General features: G+C 68.5%; 20 protein-coding genes. 11 read left to right on the forward strand and 9 right to left on the reverse strand.

The window, feature by feature from the left end; translation table 11 throughout:
* Positions 1-122 precede the first annotated feature (122 nt).
* A complete protein-coding gene (locus tag ABD260_RS34015; protein WP_344240500.1) occupies positions 123-1,262 on the forward strand; it encodes an MFS transporter in 1,140 nt (379 codons plus the stop codon).
* On the opposite strand, the gene ABD260_RS34020 is transcribed toward ABD260_RS34015, so the two are convergent.
* Positions 1,259-1,987, reverse strand: coding sequence for a TetR/AcrR family transcriptional regulator (locus ABD260_RS34020; protein WP_344240437.1), 729 nt, complete (start codon positions 1,985-1,987; stop codon positions 1,259-1,261). The two genes, ABD260_RS34015 and ABD260_RS34020, sit on opposite strands and share 4 nt — an antisense overlap.
* 47 nt (positions 1,988-2,034) lie before the next feature.
* Between ABD260_RS34020 and ABD260_RS34025 the strand changes: the two genes are divergently transcribed.
* A complete protein-coding gene (locus ABD260_RS34025; RefSeq protein ID WP_344240439.1) occupies positions 2,035-2,946 on the forward strand; it encodes an SDR family oxidoreductase in 912 nt (303 codons plus the stop codon).
* Here the strand turns inward: ABD260_RS34025 and ABD260_RS34030 are convergent.
* From ABD260_RS34030 to ABD260_RS34040, 3 genes are all read right to left on the reverse strand, one after another.
* Complete coding sequence (locus ABD260_RS34030; protein ID WP_344240441.1) at positions 2,937-3,713, reverse strand: MBL fold metallo-hydrolase; 777 nt, start codon at positions 3,711-3,713, stop codon at positions 2,937-2,939. The two genes, ABD260_RS34025 and ABD260_RS34030, sit on opposite strands and share 10 nt — an antisense overlap.
* Positions 3,714-3,871: 158 nt before the next feature.
* Positions 3,872-4,849, reverse strand: coding sequence for an Abi family protein (locus ABD260_RS34035; protein ID WP_344240443.1), 978 nt, complete (start codon positions 4,847-4,849; stop codon positions 3,872-3,874).
* A gap of 124 nt (positions 4,850-4,973) precedes the next feature.
* Complete coding sequence (locus tag ABD260_RS34040) at positions 4,974-5,570, reverse strand: LysE/ArgO family amino acid transporter (protein ID WP_344240444.1); 597 nt, start codon at positions 5,568-5,570, stop codon at positions 4,974-4,976.
* Between the two features lie 73 nt (positions 5,571-5,643).
* Here ABD260_RS34040 and ABD260_RS34045 point away from each other — a divergent pair, with 73 nt between their 5' ends.
* Entirely contained in the window at positions 5,644-6,531 is an 888-nt protein-coding gene (locus tag ABD260_RS34045; RefSeq protein WP_344240445.1) for a LysR family transcriptional regulator ArgP, read from the forward strand.
* 740 nt (positions 6,532-7,271) lie between these two features.
* Here the strand turns inward: ABD260_RS34045 and ABD260_RS34050 are convergent.
* Both ABD260_RS34050 and ABD260_RS34055 read right to left on the reverse strand, forming a co-directional pair.
* On the reverse strand, positions 7,272-8,231 hold the full coding sequence (locus tag ABD260_RS34050; RefSeq protein WP_344240446.1) for an SCO6745 family protein: 960 nt from the start codon (positions 8,229-8,231) through the stop codon (positions 7,272-7,274).
* An 18-nt stretch (positions 8,232-8,249) separates the two neighbouring features.
* The gene (locus tag ABD260_RS34055; RefSeq protein WP_344240448.1) at positions 8,250-8,759 is read right to left on the reverse strand and encodes a GNAT family N-acetyltransferase; all 510 of its coding nucleotides are present in this window, start codon (positions 8,757-8,759) and stop codon (positions 8,250-8,252) included.
* Between the two features lie 64 nt (positions 8,760-8,823).
* Between ABD260_RS34055 and ABD260_RS34060 the strand changes: the two genes are divergently transcribed.
* The gene (locus tag ABD260_RS34060; RefSeq protein ID WP_344240450.1) at positions 8,824-9,930 is read left to right on the forward strand and encodes a calcium:cation antiporter; all 1,107 of its coding nucleotides are present in this window, start codon (positions 8,824-8,826) and stop codon (positions 9,928-9,930) included.
* Here ABD260_RS34060 and ABD260_RS34065 read toward each other — a convergent pair.
* Both ABD260_RS34065 and ABD260_RS34070 read right to left on the reverse strand, forming a co-directional pair.
* Positions 9,896-11,338: an ankyrin repeat domain-containing protein gene (locus ABD260_RS34065; RefSeq protein ID WP_344240452.1), complete on the reverse strand. Its 1,443-nt coding sequence runs from the start codon at positions 11,336-11,338 to the stop codon at positions 9,896-9,898. The two genes, ABD260_RS34060 and ABD260_RS34065, sit on opposite strands and share 35 nt — an antisense overlap.
* A 145-nt stretch (positions 11,339-11,483) precedes the next feature.
* Positions 11,484-11,909, reverse strand: coding sequence for a YybH family protein (locus ABD260_RS34070; protein ID WP_344240454.1), 426 nt, complete (start codon positions 11,907-11,909; stop codon positions 11,484-11,486).
* Positions 11,910-11,988: 79 nt separating this feature from the next.
* Between ABD260_RS34070 and ABD260_RS34075 the strand changes: the two genes are divergently transcribed.
* Genes ABD260_RS34075 through ABD260_RS34085 form a run of 3 tightly spaced genes read left to right on the forward strand, consistent with a single transcriptional unit; the run spans position 11,989 to position 13,472 of the window.
* Positions 11,989-12,429 carry a hypothetical protein gene (locus ABD260_RS34075; RefSeq protein ID WP_344240456.1) on the forward strand — a complete coding sequence of 147 codons (441 nt, stop codon included), beginning with the start codon at positions 11,989-11,991 and terminating at the stop codon, positions 12,427-12,429.
* The gene (locus tag ABD260_RS34080; RefSeq protein ID WP_344240458.1) at positions 12,422-12,832 is read left to right on the forward strand and encodes a thiol-disulfide oxidoreductase DCC family protein; all 411 of its coding nucleotides are present in this window, start codon (positions 12,422-12,424) and stop codon (positions 12,830-12,832) included. The genes ABD260_RS34075 and ABD260_RS34080 overlap by 8 nt, the downstream gene beginning before the upstream one ends.
* Positions 12,804-13,472, forward strand: coding sequence for a TetR/AcrR family transcriptional regulator (locus ABD260_RS34085; RefSeq protein WP_344240460.1), 669 nt, complete (start codon positions 12,804-12,806; stop codon positions 13,470-13,472). Before ABD260_RS34080 ends, ABD260_RS34085 begins: the two co-directional genes overlap by 29 nt.
* Here the strand turns inward: ABD260_RS34085 and ABD260_RS34090 are convergent, their stop codons facing one another.
* Positions 13,473-13,982, reverse strand: a complete 510-nt coding sequence (locus ABD260_RS34090) for a DinB family protein (RefSeq protein ID WP_344240462.1) — start codon at positions 13,980-13,982, stop codon at positions 13,473-13,475.
* 494 nt (positions 13,983-14,476) lie between these two features.
* Here ABD260_RS34090 and ABD260_RS34095 point away from each other — a divergent pair, with 494 nt between their 5' ends.
* From ABD260_RS34095 to ABD260_RS34110, 4 genes are all read left to right on the forward strand, one after another.
* On the forward strand, positions 14,477-16,045 hold the full coding sequence (locus ABD260_RS34095; protein WP_344240464.1) for a DEAD/DEAH box helicase: 1,569 nt from the start codon (positions 14,477-14,479) through the stop codon (positions 16,043-16,045).
* A gap of 33 nt (positions 16,046-16,078) precedes the next feature.
* The gene (locus ABD260_RS34100) at positions 16,079-16,990 is read left to right on the forward strand and encodes a phosphotriesterase family protein (protein WP_344240466.1); all 912 of its coding nucleotides are present in this window, start codon (positions 16,079-16,081) and stop codon (positions 16,988-16,990) included.
* Positions 16,991-17,006: 16 nt separating this feature from the next.
* Positions 17,007-17,375, forward strand: a complete 369-nt coding sequence (locus tag ABD260_RS34105; RefSeq protein WP_344240468.1) for a DUF1304 domain-containing protein — start codon at positions 17,007-17,009, stop codon at positions 17,373-17,375.
* Between the two features lie 77 nt (positions 17,376-17,452).
* Entirely contained in the window at positions 17,453-18,820 is a 1,368-nt protein-coding gene (locus ABD260_RS34110) for an MFS transporter (RefSeq protein WP_344240470.1), read from the forward strand.
* The last annotated feature ends 6 nt before the right edge of the window (positions 18,821-18,826 follow it).

An 18,826-nucleotide genomic window follows, 5' to 3' on the forward strand; every position in this document is an offset into this window, starting at 1 on the left:
CATTTACCGGGTATCGTCGACGCATGAGATTGCCGAGCCCGCACCTTTGACGCTCTGACCGAAGCCTGTCGGTCCGGATTGTCGCGTTCGAGGCACTGCGCGACTTCATCCCCCTGTACCCGCTGTACCAGCTGCTCTTCCACGATCACGGACTGTCGGCTGCCCAGATTTCGACGCTGTTCGTGATCTGGTCCGCGACCGGGTTCGTGCTCGAAGTGCCGTCGGGCGCCTGGGCGGACACGTACTCGCGGCGCAAGCTGCTGATTCTCGGTGCGCTGCTGAGCGGACTCGGGTACGCGGCGTGGATCACGATCCCGTCCTTCGCCGGGTTCGCGCTCGGCTTCATCCTGTGGGGTACGTCGGGCGCATTGATCTCCGGTACGTACGAAGCCTTCGCGTACGACGAGCTCGCCGCCCGCGATCGTACCGAGCACTTTCCGGCGCTACTGGGCCGCGCCCGCTCCGCCGGGTTCGTGATGAACTTGTCGGCAACCCTGCTGGCCGCACCGCTCTTCGACCTCGGCGGGTACGTGCTGGCCGGAGTGGTGAGCGTGCTGAGCTGCCTCGCCCAAGCGGCCGTCGCCTGGTCGCTGCCGGAGACCCGTGCTGTGGAAAACGCCCGCGAGGCGGCCGAACCGGGGGTGAAAGCTGCCTTCGGCAACTATCTTCAGATGCTTCGAGCCGGGGTGTCCGAGGTGGCGTCGACCCAGTTGGTTCGGCGCGCGGTCCTGCTGGTCGCGTTGCTCGGCGGCTTCCTGGCGTTCGACGAGTACTTCCCGTTGCTGGCCAGTGAGACCGGTGCGGCGACGGGGACGATCCCGCTGCTGATCGCGGGTACGGTCGCCGCGCAGGCAATCGGCGGCGCGCTCGCGGGGCCGGCGTACAAGTTGCCGGCAGCAATGTTTTCGATCGGGCTGGCGGCGACCGCGGTACTGATCGCGAGCGGGGCGCTGAGCCTGTCGGCCTGGGGCTTCCTGCCGATCGCGCTCGGGTACGGCGTGATGCAGCTGGTGATCGTCGTGTCCGAGTCGCGGCTGCAGGACGCCATCACCGGGCCGGCGCGGGCGACCGTCACCTCGGTCTCGGGCTTGTTCGCCGAGGTTTCCGCGATCGCCGTGTACGCCGGTTTCGCGATCGGATCGTTCTGGTACCCGATGTCCATCTTGGTTGCGGCGTTGACGATCCCGGTGCTGCTGTCCGCGTTTGTCGTACCGCGGGCGCTGCCGGCACCACGCAGCTCCGCGGACCTGTCGGATGTCTAACGTCGGGCCGCGATACCCGCTGTCACGGTCGCCAGGCCTGACTCGAAGCCGCTGTCGAAGTCGTAGGCGAGTCCGGTTTCGCCGAGTTCGCCGACGATTCGGGTCAGGGTGGGTGCTTTGCCGGGCGGGAGCGCGTTGACCTGGGCGATCAGGTCGGGGGCGAGCTCGAACGTGTCGGCGCGGACGGACGCCTCGCCGAGGCTGAAGCCGTGGATGAAGTCGATCAAGGTGTTGGCTGCTTCGAAGATCTCCCGTGGGGACAGGCCGGCTTGGTCGAGGGCGCGGTAGAAGGGTTCCATCGTGGCTACTACTACGCCTGAGACCGCTGAGGTGTCGGCGAGGACCTGGAGTGCGAGGTTGGGGTGGGCACGCAGACCGTTGCGGTAGGCGCGAGCGGCTTCTTTGAGCTGGTCCTGCCACGACGCTGCTGCTGCTGCGGTCGCTTGATCCGCCGAGTCTGCCGGGTTGGTTGCGTCGGTGCGGTTCACGGGGGTCAGGTCGGCGAAGACCAGTTCGGCCAAGCCGGCCAGTACCGCGGACTTGTTCGGCAGGTGGTGGTACAGCGACATCGGGTTGACCTGCAGCGTGGCCGCGAGCCGGCGCATGGTCAGCGCGTCGATGCCCTCGTCGTCGACGATCCGCAGCGCCGCGGTCAGGATCGCCTCCCGGCTCAGCCGCTCCTCCCCGGCGCGAGGCCGCCCGGACCGTTTGCCCGCATTAACCATACGACGTACGATACATAATCGTACAACGTATGAATAAAGGAGCTGGGATGCAGTCGTTGGCGGGGAAGGTGGCGCTGGTCGCCGGCGCGACCCGGGCGGCCGGGCGCGGGATCGCGGTCGAGCTCGGCGCGGCCGGAGCAACCGTGTACGTGACCGGGCGAACCACCCGGGACCGGCAGTCCGAGATGGGCCGGCCGGAAACGATCGAGGACACCGCGGAGCTGGTCGACCAGGCGGGCGGTCGCGGTATCGCTGTACCGGTGGACCATCTGGACCCCGAGCAGGTACGGGCCTTGGTCGAGCGGATCGAGCGCGAACAGGGCGCGCTGCACATTCTCGTGAACGACATCTGGGGTCAGAGCAGCGAGCCCGAGTGGGACAAGCCGGTCTGGGAGAGCGACCTCGAGAGCGGTCTGCGGCTACTACAGCTCGGCGTGAACACGCACGCGATCACGAGTCATTACGCGCTGCCGCTGTTGATCAAGACACCGGGCGGTTTGGTGGTCGAGATGACCGACGGGACGAACGAGTACAACGCGGAGAACTATCGCGTGTCGTTCTTCTACGACGTCGCCAAGGGCGCGGTCAGCCGGATGGCGTACGCGCTCGCGCACGAACTGGACAAGTACGAAGGCACCGCCGTGCTGCTCACGCCGGGGTGGCTGCGCTCCGAGGCGATGCTCGAAGGTTTCGGTGTCCGCGAGGACAACTGGCGGGACGCGATCGAAAAGGTCCCGCATTTCGCGATCTCCGAAAGCCCGTCCTACGTCGGCCGGGCGGTGGCGGCCCTCGCGGGCGATCCCGACGTACGCCGCTGGAACGGGAAATCCACGTCCAGCGGCGAGTTGGCGCGGCTCTACGGCTTCACCGACCTGGACGGCAGCCGCCCCGACGCTTGGCGCTACATCGTAGAAGTCCAAGACCCCGGCAAACCCGCCGACACCACCAACTACCGCTGAACCCGATACACCGGACAAACCCCTCGCCCATCCCCACCCAAAACCCCAGGCACGATGCCCCACTCACCAGCAGCCAGCTGACTGCCGGAGCCCGGCGACGGCTCATCACCTCCGCCCGGCGGCAGTTGGCTGTCCGGGGTCGGCGATGATCCACCGGGCAGGGCTGATGGGTGGGTGGGTTTGGGGTGGACGTTCAGGGTGGGATGGGGGTGGGCGGCTGCGATCGGGATGCCGGTTGCGGCTGCCAGCGACAGCAGCTCGCGGCGGGACGTGGCGGCGACCGCCGGGTCGCGCTCGTACACATAGGTGAGCTCCGGCCAGCGCGCCTGCGCCGGATGCACAAACGCGTCCCCGGCCAGCACCGCGCGCTCGGTCACCACCGCCTGATGACCGGGCGTATGCCCCGGCGTCGGCAGCAACCGCATCCCGCGCAACTGTGTCTCCCCCTCCACCACCCGCAACTGCCCGGCCTCCTCGATCGGCCGAATCCGGTTCAGGTACGTCGCCCCGCCGCGCACATGATCGAGCTCAGCCCGCTGCACCACATACTCCGCCCGCGGAAACATCGGCCGTACGCCATCACTGGCCCACCCCACATGATCCAGATGCACATGCGTCAACACGACCGCATCCACATCCGTCACCCCCACCCCCACCTGCGCGAGCAACCGAGGCAACCGCCCACTCACCCCCAACCACTCAGCCGCCTCCCCACCCGCCGGCCCAACCCCCACATCAACCAACGTCACCCCCGCCCGCTCCACCACCAAGTAACTATGAAAATGCAACCACCACCCCACCCCAGCCACATTCCCCGGCACCACCCGAGAACTCCACCCCGCCTGCTCGTCCCCCCACCCCCCAAACGCCTCCCCAACCCCCTCCGGAAACACCGCCACCGCATCACACAACACCGTCACATCCATCAGAACCCACCCGCCGGCGCACTCCATGGCCGCTGCGCCGCCCACCCACTGGGGAATCCCAGCTCACGGAGATGCCGCCCACAGGCCGGTATCTCAGCCGTGACGAGGTCCCGGATCTGCTCAGCCCAGCGGGACTCCTGCCCGAGCCGGGCCAGCAGAAAGGCGACGATGCACAGCGTTGAATACACGCGCGAGTGCGTGACATCGCGGCCGATCAAGTGCTGGAGGTCCGGGATCGACCGCAAGTGACTCGGGGCCAGCTGATTGGCGAGATTCCGGTTCCAGAGGCGTGCGTGGTGCGCGCAGACATTGCGGACATAGTTGAGGACCCGCAGCCAGTTGGCCAACGCCGCTCCGTTGCCGGCAGCGCGTTGATCGAGGACGCCCAGCCGGTGCGCGATCTCGTTGCGATCCGCCGATTGCAGCCCCTGGAACAGGTGGCTCATCGATCCGAAATCCAGGATCTCGGTCACCACCCAGATCGGCAGCTTGCCGTCGTACTTGTGCTGGAAGTGCAGGACGAAGTCCTCAGAGGATCTGGACTGCGCGGCGAGCACCTTCCGCAGCCATCGGTCGTACGTGCTGGGCTGTCCGTGATCGGATCGGGTGAACCTGCCGTCGAGATCGCGGACGTCGAGGTGGGCGTACGGGCCACGTTTGCCGAGTGTGAAGGCCACCAGCACCCGGAGGGCGATCTCGACCCGCTCGATCGCCCGGAGGACCTGCAGCTTCAGTCGGCGATCGGCATCGTAGAGCCGAACGACCTGCCGAAAGGTGGTGCCTTCGACGAACTGGTCGTCCCGTGATGCTTGGCCGAGCTGACGGCGATAGGAGTACCAGTAGCCGCTCAGGCGGTAGTAGCCGATGGTGCTCAGCAGGTGTTCTGCTTCGGCTTCGTTGGTGATGACCAGCCCTCGGCTCTTCAGCAGCGCGACTTGGTCGGTGAAAGTGAGGTGTGGCTTGGTGTAGACGGTCACGAGAGGCCCCCAGGGAAAAGAAAACCAGCCCGTGCCCTGAGGGGCAGAGGGGCTGGCCGTGTTGCTGAGAACTATACATGCGGGGCGTAGGCGAGGGCAGGAGAAATGTGCGCTCTGTGGACAACTAGGGGAGGAGCATCCAGGTGGCGAGGGTGGTCATGAGGAGGGCGATGGTGGTGTCGAGGAATTGCCAGGAGCGGGGGCGGGCGAAGAAGGGGGAGAGGTTGCGGGAGAGGAAGCCCAGGGCGAAGAACCAGGTGAAGCTGGCGGTGACGGCGCCGAGGCCGTAGAGCCAGCGGCCGTCGGTGCCGCGCTGGTTGGCCAGGGAGCCCAGTAGGACGACGGTGTCGAGGTAGACGTGTGGGTTCAGGTAGGTGAATCCCAGGCAGGTCAGTACGACCGTACCGAGTGCTGCCGGTGCATGGTCTGACGGCGTGATCGCACTGGGACGGAACGCCCGCTTCGCGGCCAAAAACGCGTAGGTGTAGAGAAACGCGGCCCCGCCGAACTTCGCGATGTCCAAGGCCAGCTGGCTGCGCGTGAGCAGTTCCCCGAGACCGGCGATGCCGCCGGAGATCAGCAACGCGTCAGACAACGCACAGGTCAGTACGACCGGCAGCACGTGCTCCCGGCGCAAGCCCTGGCGGAGTACGAACGCGTTCTGGGCGCCGATCGCGACGATCAGGGTCAGCGACGTGGCGAAACCGGCGAGCAAGGGCATGTCATCGACGGTAGACAGCCGCCGTGATTCAAACCAGCTAAAGATTCTGACGGGGCATTAGGATTGCTTCATTGTGCAGTTCGACTCCGTGCAGCTCGAGACGTTCGTCGCGGTTCTCGACGAGGGTAGTTTCGACGCGGCCGCGCGGCGCTTGCGGGTGACGCCGTCGGCGGTCAGTCAGCGGATCAAGGCGCTGGAGAGCCGCCTCGGGCAGGTGGTCGTGATGCGCGGCAAGCCGGCCCGGGCGACGGCGGCGGGTGCGGCGCTGCTCCGGCTGGCGCGGCAGGTGGCGCTGCTCGAGGTCGAGGCGATCGCCGCCGTCCGCGGTACGGTCGACGCCCAGCGCATCCCGATCGCGGTGAACGCCGACTCGCTGAACAACTGGTTCCTGCCCGCGATGCTCGACCTGTCCCGGACCCACAACGCCCGGTTCCTGGTGCACCAGGAGGACGAAGAGCACTCGGCGGAGTACCTGCGCAACGGCACGGTGCTCGCCGCTGTCACCGCCGATCCACGTCCAGTGCAGGGCTGTCGTGTCGTACGGCTCGGCCGGATGCGCTACTTGCCGCTCGCCACGCCCGAGTACGCTGAGCGCTGGCTGACCGGGAAATCGTTGCCGGAGGCACTTGCCGAGGCGCCGATGGTGGTGTTCAACGAGAAGGACGTCCTGCAGCATCGCCTGCTCCGCAAGGTGACCCGCCGCAAACTGGATCCGCCGGCGCACGCGATCCCAGCCTCCGCGCCGTTCCACGAGGCGGTCCGGATCGGGCTCGGCTGGGGCATGATCGAAGACCAGGTGGCCGATACCGAAATCGCCGCCGGCCGCCTGGTGGAAGTTGCCCCCGGCAAGCACATCGACGTACCGCTGTACTGGCAGCACTGGAAGCTCGAATCCGGCATCCTCGACGCGCTCACAGCTGCCGTACTCCGGGCCGCGAACGCAGGTCTTCGTACGTCCTGAGCTCGATCGCATTTCCGGCTCTCAGCGATCACCGGCCGCGCACGCAGCCGACAATCAGCAGCTCGACTGGTAGTGCACTCCCGAGACGCCGTATACCCAGACCCCTCCACGCTCCAGTGCACTACCCACTCAACCCACACCTCCTATCCACCTGCACACCACCCACCCCACGCATCAGTCACAAGAGCCCCGACAGCGGTCAGGCGCAGTAACCGGCGTCGCCGACGAGCGCGACCCGGCCGCGCGGGCGGCGGAGGAGGGAGCGGCTGTGGTGCAGGCTGTGGGTCAGGGGCGCGAGAGCGGTTAGCTGGGGCTTGGGGGCGTGTCCCTAGAGGTTTGGTCAAGCGGGTGCTGGGTGCCCAAACCGGTTTGGGGTGGTTGTGTACGTGGAGTGGGGCGGGTTGTACTCCCGGAATGGGCTGCTAGGCACCCCAAACCGGTTTGGGGGACATCCGGCTGTTGTGACTGATCCGTGGGTGGTTCCGCATGGCTGAGCCGCCGCATGGCCGGTTGGACGCGGAGTGCGGCACGGGTACTGCGCGGGGTAGGCGGTGCGCTGGGATGTCCACCGGTAACCGGGGGAGGTAGCGGGGAGTTTGGCGACTCCGCCTTTCCGGGCGACGCGGTTCGAGGTGCTCGGCTTGGGGGCGAGCCTGGCGGAGCTGGTGTCCGAGCTGTCGAAGCTGCGGCGCGGGAAGGGCTTGCGCAGCTGTTCGGTGGAGTCGACCCGGCGGACCGCGTCAGTCCCAGCGCATAGCCATCGGGTTGTCGGACGGGATCAAGCCGGCAGACATGAGTACGGCGCTGAGCGGGCGTACTAGATCGTGCAACTCAGCGGTCAACTCGTCGCCGAGTGTGCGCCATCCTTGATCGGCCAGCGCGTCGGTCGTGTCCTCGACTTGCCGGCGCAAAGCACGCCCCGCCTCGGTGAGTGCGCCGTCGGCGTCGAGCAGTCCGCGCGTACGCAGATCGTCCTCCGCGACTGACCACTCTTCGTCACTCCACCGCCGGTTGAGCTGGAAGACCTCCTTCGCCGGACCGCCCGCCGCGGAGATCGTCACCAGCGCCTGGCAGGGTGTGAGCTCCGCCGCGACCAGCGCCGCGACATGACCGTCACCGCGTGACTCGCGCAGGATCGTGGTCGCCTGCCAAAGCACCAGATGCGGCTCGCTCGGCCACTCCAGCGCGCTGTTGGCCGCCGCCAGCGCCCGCCCCGCAACCGGCGCCACCTCCGCCGCCCGCCGCCCCACCTCCGCCGCCCGCTCAAACCGTGCCGCATCGAACCCACCCGCGTCGAACCCGCCCGCACCGAACCCGCCCGCGCCGAACCGGTCGGGGTCGACTCCGCTCGTGCCGGTTTCGCTCGACTCGGACCCACCACCCTCGCCCCCGGCGAACAACCGACGGACGGCCGCATCGACCGCCGCCAGCCGCAGCTCAAGGAGCTGCTCCGGCGTCGCATAACTCCAAGCGTCCGGGACCGACCGCCCGACCATCGCCGGATGGAAGTTGTAGAACACCGCCGCCACCAACTCCGGACCAACAGCCCCAAGCGGCGCCGCCCGGCACCCGAAATAGCTCATCCAGCCGCCCTTGAGACCAGCAGCGTCGGTCGCCCGCCGCGTCTCCGGCGCGAAGTACGTGATCGCGTGATACGGCTCGAGGGCCTTCCACATCCGGCGCGCGCGGTTGTCAGTCATCCGGCCTCCCAGCGTGGATCAGCTCTGTAGCGGACGGTACATCACATGCAAACCCACGTACCCGAGCTTGGCGTGGTCGAACGTCTCCGGCACCGTCCCGATGATCCGGAAACCGAGCGACTGCCACAGATGGACGGCCGACTCGTTGGTCTCGACAACGGCATTGAACTGGATCGACCGGAACCCGGCCTGCCCGGCCCACGCGATCATGTCCTCGCCGAGCGCCCGCCCGACACCCCGGCCGCGGGCCGCACCGTCGACCATGAAACTCGCGCTGGCCACGTGCGCACCGGGCCCGGGCTTGTTCGGGTACATGTTCGCGCTGCCGAGAACGGTGCCGTCGGCATCGACCGCGACGGTGACCCGGCTGAGCGGCGAGCTGGACGGCGTCATCCAGATCGCCCGGGCCTGCTCTTCGGTCAGCTCCGGGTCATAGGTGTACGTCTCGCGCGCGGTGACGATGTCGTGGAAGAACGGCCAGATGGACGGCCAGTCGGCGGCGGTCGCGGTTCTGATCTCAACACTCATGATGGGAGAAGCATCACCCGGTGTTCACGGGAAGCCAAGCAGATTACGGATAGGCTGTCTGGGGATGAGCAAATCTGTGATCCAAGGCCTGCCGCGCTGGACGCTGGTCGTGCCCGCGCTCGCGTTCCTCGACCTCGTGCTGTCCTGGCACCGCGATCTCGGCGCGGTGCTGCTGATCCTGGTCTGCGCCGGGCTGGGCGCCGCGGTGTTCGCCGCTGTCCATCACGCCGAGGTCGTCGCGCACCGGGTCGGTGAACCGTTCGGCACGCTGATCCTCGCGCTCGCGGTGACGATCATCGAAGTCGCGCTGATCGTGACGCTGATGGCGTCGTCCGGCGGGGACAAGGCCGCGACGCTGGCCCGGGACACCGTCTTCGCCGCGGTGATGATCACCTCGAACGGCATCCTCGGGCTGGCCCTGGTGGTCGGCTCGCTGCGGCATCGCGTGCAGACCTTCCGGGTCCAGGCGTCGTACTCGGCCTTGTCGGTGATGACCGCGCTGGTGACGCTGAGCCTGGTCCTGCCGACGTTCACCACGAGCGCGCCGGGCCCGCAGTTCAGCTCGGCGCAGCTCGCGTTCGCCGGTGTCACCTCGCTGGTGATGTACGGCGTCTTCGTGTTCATCCAGACGATCCGGCACCGGGACTACTTCCTTCCGGCCGGCCCTGGCGGTGACGTGGACGAGAACGAGGAGCACCACGCCGCGGCGCCGAGCACGGCGACCGCGCTGCTCAGTCTCGGCATGCTGCTCGTCTGTCTGGTCTCGGTGGTCGGACTCGCCAAGACCGTCTCCCCGAACCTCGAGTCCGCGGTCGAGACCGCCGGGCTGCCGCTCCCGGTGGTCGGTGTCGTGATCGCGCTGCTGGTGCTGCTGCCGGAGACGATCGCCGCAGTGCGCGCGGCGCTGCGGGATCGTCTCCAGACCAGCCTCAATCTGGCGCTCGGCTCGGCCCTGGCCAGCATCGGCCTGACCATCCCCGCGATCGCGATCGCCTCCATCTGGCTGAAGGGGCCGCTCGTGCTCGGCCTCGGCGGCAAGGAGATGGTGCTGTTCGCGCTGACCGTCGTGACCGGTCTGTTCACCCTCTCCACCGGCCGGGCGACGCTGCTCCAGGGCGCGACTCACCTCGCCGTGTTCAGCGCGTTCCTGTTCCTCGCGATAAGCCCCTGAGGTACTCGGCAACCGCTTGCTGGCCACTGTGCTCGGCCCAGCTCAGCGCATTGCCGTGGTAGTTGGGATCGCGTAGCTCGGGGTCGGCGCCGAGCTCGATCAGCTTCCGGACCGTCGCCAGGTGGCCGTTCAGCGCCGCGCGATGGATCGGTGCCGCGCCGGCGCAGACCTGTACAAGGTCGTACCCGAGCCGTTGCAGCGGCTCCATCGCCTCGGTCCGGCCGATCTCGGCGGCGCGTACGGGCAGGTTCGGCCGGCGCGCCACCGCACGGGCAGCCAGCTCGGGCTCGACGTCCGTCGTTTCACCACGCATCGCCGCCGCGTACACCTCGTGGATTTCGTCCAAGGGCACAGCACCGTGGGCGCGAAGCAGCTCGGCGATCTGCGTGTGCCCTTGAACGGCGGCCAGCTCGTACGGCCGGTCGCCGCCGAAGACCGGGTGCTGGGTACCGACACCTTCCGGATCGGTGCCTTGGGCAAGTACCAGCTCGGCGCGATGTAGCAGGCCGGCCCAGGACGCGAACAGCAGCTCGTCCTCGAGCAGTTGCTGTGGCGTCGGGTGCGCGGTCGTCATCCGGTCGTGCCACGGACCGCCGTCACCACGACCGAGGCCGTACTCGAGCAGAAGCTCCAGGTGCACGTCGTCGTACGGCGGGGGACAGCCGGGGCCGCAGTTGTACATGGTCTGGCTGTCGTTCGCATCGGCGCCCGCGTCGAGGAGCAGCCGTGCGAGTTCGACCCGGTCGCGATGCGGCGGCTGATCACCTTCGCCGCGCCCGAACACCCCGGTGAGGGCGGTGAACGGCGACGGGAGGCCCTGCCAGAGGTACCCAGCGTTCGGGTCGGCGCCGTTCTCCAGGAGCAGGCGGGCGATCTCGAGCTGGTTCGGGGCGTCGAGGCGGCTGTACGTGAGGTACAGCAACGGTTCCCAGCGGTACGGTCCGCCTTCGACGGCTGATTGCGCCAAGTTGCCGCGTACGCCGTCGAGGTCGCCCGCGACGACCTGGGTGTAAATGTTGCTTTGGGCAATGTCCGGGAACCGGTCGAGCAACGCGCGGGCGGACTGCTGCCGGGCTGGATCGTCCTGCCCGTAATGCAGTGTGGCCAGCCGGAGGAACTCGTCGGCGCGCTGTTCCGGCGTATCGAGCGGGCCGCCCACAGACTGTCGGTGCGGCCAACGACTGTACCGGCCGACCAGCTCCAGGTGGCGGACGATCCGCGGCCAGCTCGGGAAGCCGTAGCTGCGGGCGATCACCAGCTGGGCATCGGCCAGAGTGTCCACCGGATGGAACTCACCGGCCAGCGCGAGCGCGGCGCTGTCGCCGGCGCGGACGTCCTTCAGCAGGGTCTTGGCCTGGCCGCGCAGATGGTCCAGGTGCGGGTCGTCCGGAAGGTTTCGGGTCGGCATCGCCGACCTCCTCTCTACGAGCCTGCTGTCCGCGTCGTCAGGCGAGAAAGGAGGTGAACCGGAGTCACACAGCTTCAAGCGTTCAGGTGGGCTGAGCCCTTCCCGCGGACCGGTGGCGCCCTGCGCGCCTGGGTCCGAGAGTAGCTCACAAAGGCTTTTCCATCCACCATTCGGTGAACTCGTGCGCGCGGTCCTTGTCCAGCCGGATCACCCAGAGGTTGCTGAACTCGGACGGCGGATTCGTCAGGTAGGTCGTCCAGCCGCGGACGAATCCGACCCCGTCGCCGAACCCCAGCACCTCGTACTCGAACGTGGTCTCCCCAGGACCGTCCGCGACCTCGAGCCAGGCGCTGACGATCGCGTCCCGGCCGAGCACCGGCGGTTCGTCCGGACGCCGGTACCAGGCCGCGTCCTCGGTCCAGAGCGCGGCGACATCCGCGGGCTCGTTGCTTTCCCACGCCTTCCGGTACCGCTCGACCCACCGGTCGAGGTCCTTCTCCTTCATCCGCTGACCCAGCCCGTCATGCCGCCATCTTGCCGCAGCCGAGACCCAGATCACGTCAGGGCGCACTTGAACATGTTCAAAAAGTCGGCGTACGGTCAGTGGCAACCGAATTGAACGTGTTCAAGAAGTGGGGACGAGAATGACCATGACGGTGACGACCTACCTGATCTACCTGTTGATCGCGGTGCCGTTGACGATCTGGGTGGCGCGGACGCTGAGCCGGAACGGCAAGGTCTTCCTGATCGACGTGTTCCACGGGAACGAGGCGTTCGCCGACGCGGTGAACCGGTTGCTGCTGGTCGGGTTCTACCTGCTCAACCTCGGGTTCGTGACGCTGTTCCTGCGCAGCGACCGCGCGGTGCTGGACGCGAGCGGAGTGTTCGAGCAACTCAGCGTGAAGCTCGGGATCGTGATGCTGGTCCTCGGCGTGGTGCACCTGACGAACGTCTGGATCTTCAACAAGATCCGTACCCGCAGCCGGCTCGACAACCTGAACCACCCGCCGGTACCGCCCAACGAGGTGACGCCGGCGCGACCGCTCACCGTGGGGGAGCAGGCCGGGTACTGGGGCCCGGGGCATGCGTGAGTTGACGGTCCTGTTCGACCCGCGCTGCCCGGTGTGCCGGCGGTTCAAGACCTGGCTGGCGGCGCAGCGGCCGGCTCCGGACGGGGAGGGCGGGGTGGTGCGCCTGCGGTTCGTCGCGGCGGGGTCGGCGGACGCGCGGGCGCGCTACCCGGAGCTGGACCACGCGGCGACGCTGCGCGAGGTGACGGTGATCGCCGACGACGGCTCGGTGTACATCGGCGATCGGGCCTGGATCGTGTGCCTGTGGGCCACGGGGGAGCACAGGCACACGGCGGTACGGCTCGCGAGCCCGGCGATGCGTCCGGTCGCGAAGGCGATGGTGCAGGCGGCGGCGGGGCTGCGGCGGTTGACTGGAGGTGACTACGCTGACGAATGTGACGGACAGTGCGACCGCCAAGGGTGAGCAGACGCGCGAGCTGATCCTGTCGACCGCGCTGCGGTTGTTCCGGGAACAGGGGTACGGGAAGACCACGATGCGTGCGATCGCCACCGAGGCGGGGGTCTCGGTCGGCAACGCGTACTACTACTACGGCTCCAAGGACCACCTGATGCAGGCGTACTACGACCTGCTCCAGGACCAGCATCGCGAGGCGGTCGAGCCGGTGCTCGCGGCCGAGCGGGCGTTCGTACCGCGGCTGACCGGCGTACTGCTGACGTGGTTGGAGGTGGCGGCGCCGTACCACGAGTTCGCCGGCACGTTCTTCAAGACGGCGGCCGACCCGAAGAGTCCGTTGTCGCCGTTCAGTGACGAATCCCGGCCGGCCCGCGAGGCGAGTATCGAGATCTTCCGGCGGCTGGTCGAGGGGTCGGACCTCAAAGTACCGGCCGAGCTGCGCGAAGAACTCCCGGAACTGCTCTGGCTGCTTCAGATGGGCGTGGTGCTCTTCTGGGTGCACGATCAGAGCGCGGACGTCCGGCGTACGAAGACCCTCGTGAACCGTGCCGTACCGCTCGTCGACAAGCTGCTTCGCCTGACGCGCGTTCCGGGCGTACGCGGTGTGACGAATGATCTGGTCGGGTTGATCCGCTCGATCAAACCCTGATCACTCGCCGACGGCGCCGTCCAGCCGCTCGCGGAGCAGGTCGGCGTGACCGTTGTGGCGCGCGTACTCCTCGATCAGGTGGATGTAGAGATAACGCAGCGAGTACGCGCCGTCGCGGCCCGGGCGCGTGAACGTGGCGTCGAGGGTGTACTGCGCGGCGAGGGCGTCCGAGGTCTTGACGACCTCGCGAAAGTCCTCGAGATCCTGCTCCGCCTGAGCTGGATCGACCAGGTCGAAGTCACCGTCGGGATGCTCGTCGGTCCAGTGCTTCGGTTCCGGAGTGCGACCGGCCAAGGCGCGGTGGAACCAGTACGTCTCCACCTCGCTCAGGTGCCGGACCAGGCCGATCAACGACATGCTCGACGGGGCCACGGTGCGCTGGACGAGCTGTTCGCCGGTCAGGCCGGACACCTTCCAGAGCAGGGTGCCGCGGTGGAAGTCGAGGAAGCTCTGGAGCAGCACACGCTCGTCCGCCACCGTCGGCGGGTCGATCCGTAGGTCTTCCGTCACGGGTCGACTGTAGTGCGCCGTGTGGGAGATTCTCTGCGCTTGCGGGGTGTTAGCGCGTACCGTGTTGCGCTGCGTCAGGTGTGTGAGAAGTGTCCTGTGGATAACTGGGGGTGTGCTGACCTCCGGTGCCGTAAACTGTTCGTGACGGCCCGCCCAGTTCTGCCTCGGGCCGGTTGCGCAATCACGTTGCGCCAGCAGTCGACCACCACGCGCCGCGGCCGTAGGGCCGCGCCGGGCAGGACGACCCCTTTGACTTTGGAGTACCTATGGCGGCCCGCCGCCCCACTGACACACGCACGCCCAACCAATCCACCAACAAACTCTTCAGCGCCCCCACCGGGGACAAAACACCCGGCAACGCATCGAGCGCTTCCGCCACTCGCGACGCATCCAGCGGTTCCAGCGTTCGCGGCGGTTCCAGCCGTTCCAGTGCATCCAGCGCCCGCGGCGGTTCCAGCCGTTCCAGCGGTGTGCCCGTCTCTTCCGCTTCTTCCGTGGCCTCCGCTTCTTCCGGTGGGTCAGCCGACTCGGCGGGTGCGCCCGCGCGGCGGCGCCGGCGTCGCGGTGGCGCCGGTCGCAAGCAGGCCGCGGGTGCCGACCGCAGCCGCCAGGCGTCTTCCGACAGGCCTGCCGCGCTCGCCGAGCGCCGCGCGGTAGCTGAGGCAGCTGACGTTGCTGACAGCAACGACTCGGCCGCCCTCGGTGAGCAGGCGGAGGTAGTTGCCGCCGACAACAGAACGTTCGCCGAGCTCGGCCTGCCCAAGGTGCTCGTGAGCGCCCTGGCCGCAGCCGGCGTGGAGAAGCCGTTCCCGATCCAGGCGGCCACGCTGCCGGATTCACTCGCCGGCAAGGACGTGCTCGGCCGCGGCCGCACCGGCTCCGGCAAGACGTACGCCTTCGTCCTCCCGGCCCTGGCCCGCCTCGCCGCCGACGCCGGCAAGCGCCGCCCGAATCACCCTCGTGCGCTGATCCTGGCGCCGACGCGTGAGCTCGCCACCCAGATCCAGGCCTCGATCACCCCGCTCGCGGACAAGCTCGGGCTGCGCTCGATGACGATCTTCGGCGGCGTCGGCCACGGCCCGCAGATCAACGGTCTGCGCAAGGGCGCGGACATCGTCGTCGCCTGCCCAGGCCGGCTCGAGGACCACCTCCAGGCCGGTCACATCCGGCTCGACGAGGTGCGGATCACCGTCCTCGATGAGGCCGACCACATGGCCGACCTCGGCTTCCTGCCGGCTGTCCGCCGGATTCTCGAGGCGACACCGGCGGACGCGCAGCGACTGCTGTTCTCCGCCACGCTGGACGCCGGCGTCGACGTGCTGGTCCGCCGCTTCATGACGGACCCGATCACGCACAGCGTCGACTCGGCCCGTTCGCCGGTCGCGAAGATGACCCACCACGTGCTGCACGTGCAGTCCGACGCGCGACTCCCGGTCCTCGTCGACCTGACCGCCGCGCCGGGGCGTTCGCTCGTGTTCACCCGGACCAAGTACGGCGCGAAGGCCCTGACCAAGAAGCTGATCGCCCAGGGCGTACCAGCGGTCGAGCTGCACGGAAACCTTTCCCAGGGCGCCCGTACGCGGAACCTCGAGGCCTTCGCGGACGGTACCGCCCGGACGCTGGTCGCCACCGACATCGCGGCCCGCGGGATTCACGTCGACGGTGTCACGCTGGTGATCCACGCGGACCCGCCGATCGAGCACAAGGCGTACCTGCACCGCTCCGGCCGGACTGCCCGCGCCGGCGCCGAGGGCACGGTCGTCACGCTGATGACCGATGACCAGGTCCGGGACGTCCGCGACCTGGCCAAGAAGGCCGGCATCGCGCCGAAGACCACCAAGGTCGCCGCGGACCACCCGCTGCTGTCGGAGCTGGCGCCGGGCGAGCGTACGTTCGTCGCCCCGCCGCCGAAGGACGCGCCGGCCAAGCAGACGCGCGGCAAGCAGGCGCCGGCCAACCAGAGCTCGGCCGGACGCTCCGGAGGCGGTCGCGCCGCTGGTCCGGGTCGTCGCCCGGCTCGCCGGGGACGCCGCCGTCGCGCCAGCGGTCAGCAGGCTGCCTAACCTGGGGCCGAGCGTCCTGACAGCGAGGTGCCGATGCGGATTCGAACTGTTCTGAACGACCTGGTGCCGGAAGCGCTGGGGGTCTGCGACTCGCACGACCACCTGTTCTTCCGGTCAGCGGTACTGCCAGGGCAAGAGTTGGACGACGAGGCGGCCGCGATCGCTGAGGTACGGGCGTTCGCGGACACCGGCGGTCAGGCGATCGTGCAATGGACACCGCACGGCCTGAACCGCCGGGCCGCGGCGCTGCCGACGATCTCCACCCGCACCGGCGTCGCGATCGTTGCCGCCACCGGCCTGCACCGCGCCGAGCACTACCCAGCGGGGTATGTCGACAAGGCGCAGGATCGGCTGGCTGAGTTGTTCATCCGCGAGCTCACCGTCGGCATCGGCGACACGCAGGTCCGGGCCGGGCTGATCAAGGTCGCCTCCGGTTTCCATGGACTCGACGCGCACGCGGAGCGGGTGATCCGCGCCGCGGCGGAAGCGCATCATGCGACGAACGCGCCAATCGCCGTACACCACGAGCTCGGATCCGCGGCGGATGCCGTACTCGGCCTGCTCGTCGACCGGCTCGACGTACACCCGGCGGCGATCATCCTCGGGCACCTCAACCGCTTCCCCGACCACCGGCTGCACCGCGAGCTGGCGGAGCGCGGCGCCTGGCTCGCGTTCGACGGGCCGTCGCGGGCCAACCACGCGACCGACCCGCGGCTGACCGACTGCCTGGCCGCGCTGATCGACGCCGGGTACGCCGACCGGTTGCTGCTCGGCGGCGACACCACGACTGCCCGCGCCCGGGCCGCGACCGGCGAAGGGCCAGGGATGCCGTACCTGCTGACTCAGCTCCGGCCGCGTCTCAGCCGGTATTTCGGCGCCGAGGTCACGGACGCGGTGTTCCGGACCAATCCGGCGCGCGCCTTCGCCACCGATTGGCGCAAGTAACCGGTACCTTCCGAACATGAGCGTGATCGCGCAGGTGTTCGTGGTGGTCGCCGGAGTGTTCCACGTGACCGTGTTCGCGCTGGAGAGCGTGCTGTTCCGCAAGCCGAGCACGTACCAGCGGTTTCTGGTCAAGGACGATGCCGAGATGACGGCGGCGCGGCCGTGGGCGTTCAATCAGGGGTTCTACAACCTCTTCTTGGCTGTCGGTGCGCTCGGCGGGTTGGCGTGGGGTGGCGACAAAGGGCATGCGATCGCGCTGTTCGCATGTGCATGCATGGCGGGTGCGGGCGTCGTACTGGTCGCGTCCGACCGGCGGATGGTGCGCGCGGCGGTCGCCCAGGCCGTACCGCCGATCCTCGCGCTCGTGCTTGCCGCAGTGCTGTAGCAGTGCTCTAGCTGTGCTCTGGCGGCGCCGGAATCGTGCTTGACTTCAAGTGCACTTGAGGACCGAAGGTTCTCGGCATGACCACCGCTGCTGAGCCTGCCACCGAGACCGCCGCTGAGACCGGCGGCGTCCTCTCCCCGCAGTACCGCGCGCTGACCGTTGGGATGGTCGCGCTGATCACCCTGGTCGCGTTCGAGGCACTCGCCGTCGCGACCGCGATGCCGACTGTCGCGCAGGCGCTCGACGGCCTGCACCTGTACGCGCTCGCCTTTGGCGGACCGCTCGCTTCCGGCGTGGTCGCGATGGTTGTCTCCGGCACCTGGAGCGACCTGAAGGGCCCGACCCGGCCGCTCTGGCACGGCACGGCGTGGTTTCTCGGCGGGTTGCTGATCGCCGGGTTCGCGCCGACGATGGAGGTCCTGGTGGCCGGCCGGATCATCCAGGGCTTCGGCTCCGGGTTGCTGACGGTCGCGCTGTACGTCGTGGTCGGGCAGCTCTACCCGGCGCGGTTGCGGCCCCGGATCTTCGCCGCGTTCGCGACTGGCTGGGTCGTACCTTCGTTGGTCGGGCCCGCGATTGCCGGGTTGATCGTGGAGCACACCAGCTGGCGGTTCGTGTTCCTTGCCGTACCGGTGATCGCGCTTCCGGCGGCGCTCGTGATGCGGCCGGGGCTGGCGCGGGGCGGTGCGCACGAGGCGCGTACGGGCAAACTGTGGAACAAGCGCGCGCTCTGGGCGATCGCGGCCGCGGTGGGCGTCGGGCTGCTGCACTTCGGCGGGCAGCAGCGCGGCGTACTCCAGATCGCTCTGCTGGTGATCGGGCTGGGTGGCGTGATCGCCTTCGCACCCCGGCTGCTGCCGTCCGGGACCTTCACGCTCGGGCGCGGGCTGCCGTCAGTGATCGCACTGAGAGGTTTGGTCGCGGCGGCCGGGTTCGGCGCGGAGGTGTTCCTGCCGCTGATGCTCACCCGGGAACGCGGGCTGTCGCCGTCGCTCGCCGGGCTGGTGCTGACCGTCAGCGCGCTCAGCTGGACCGCCGCCTCGTGGTACCGCGGCCGGCCGAACCAGCCGTTCTCGCACGCCGTGTTCCTGCAGGCCGGGATGGTCGCCATCGTGCTGGGGATCGTTGCCGCCGCGTTGGTGCTCGATCCGCGGGTGCCGGTTGTGGTCGCGATTCTTGGCTGGAGCCTGACCGGGGCCGGCATGGGTACGGTGTTCCCGACGCTGTCGGTCCTGGTGCTGGAGTACTCCGAGCGGGACGAGCAGGGTGCGAACAGCTCGGCTTTGCAGCTCAGCGATTCATTGTCTACGGCAACTATTCTCGCTATTGGTGGGTCGTTGTTCGCCGCGCTGGAACCACATTCGGCGGTGACGGCGTACCTGGTCGCCTTTGGGGTGCCGGCGGTGCTTGCGCTGCTGGGAGTGCCGGCTGGGCGGCGTACCTGAGGTCCT

This window comes from Kribbella hippodromi (assembly GCF_039531045.1).
GTDB classification, from domain to species: domain Bacteria; phylum Actinomycetota; class Actinomycetes; order Propionibacteriales; family Kribbellaceae; genus Kribbella; species Kribbella hippodromi.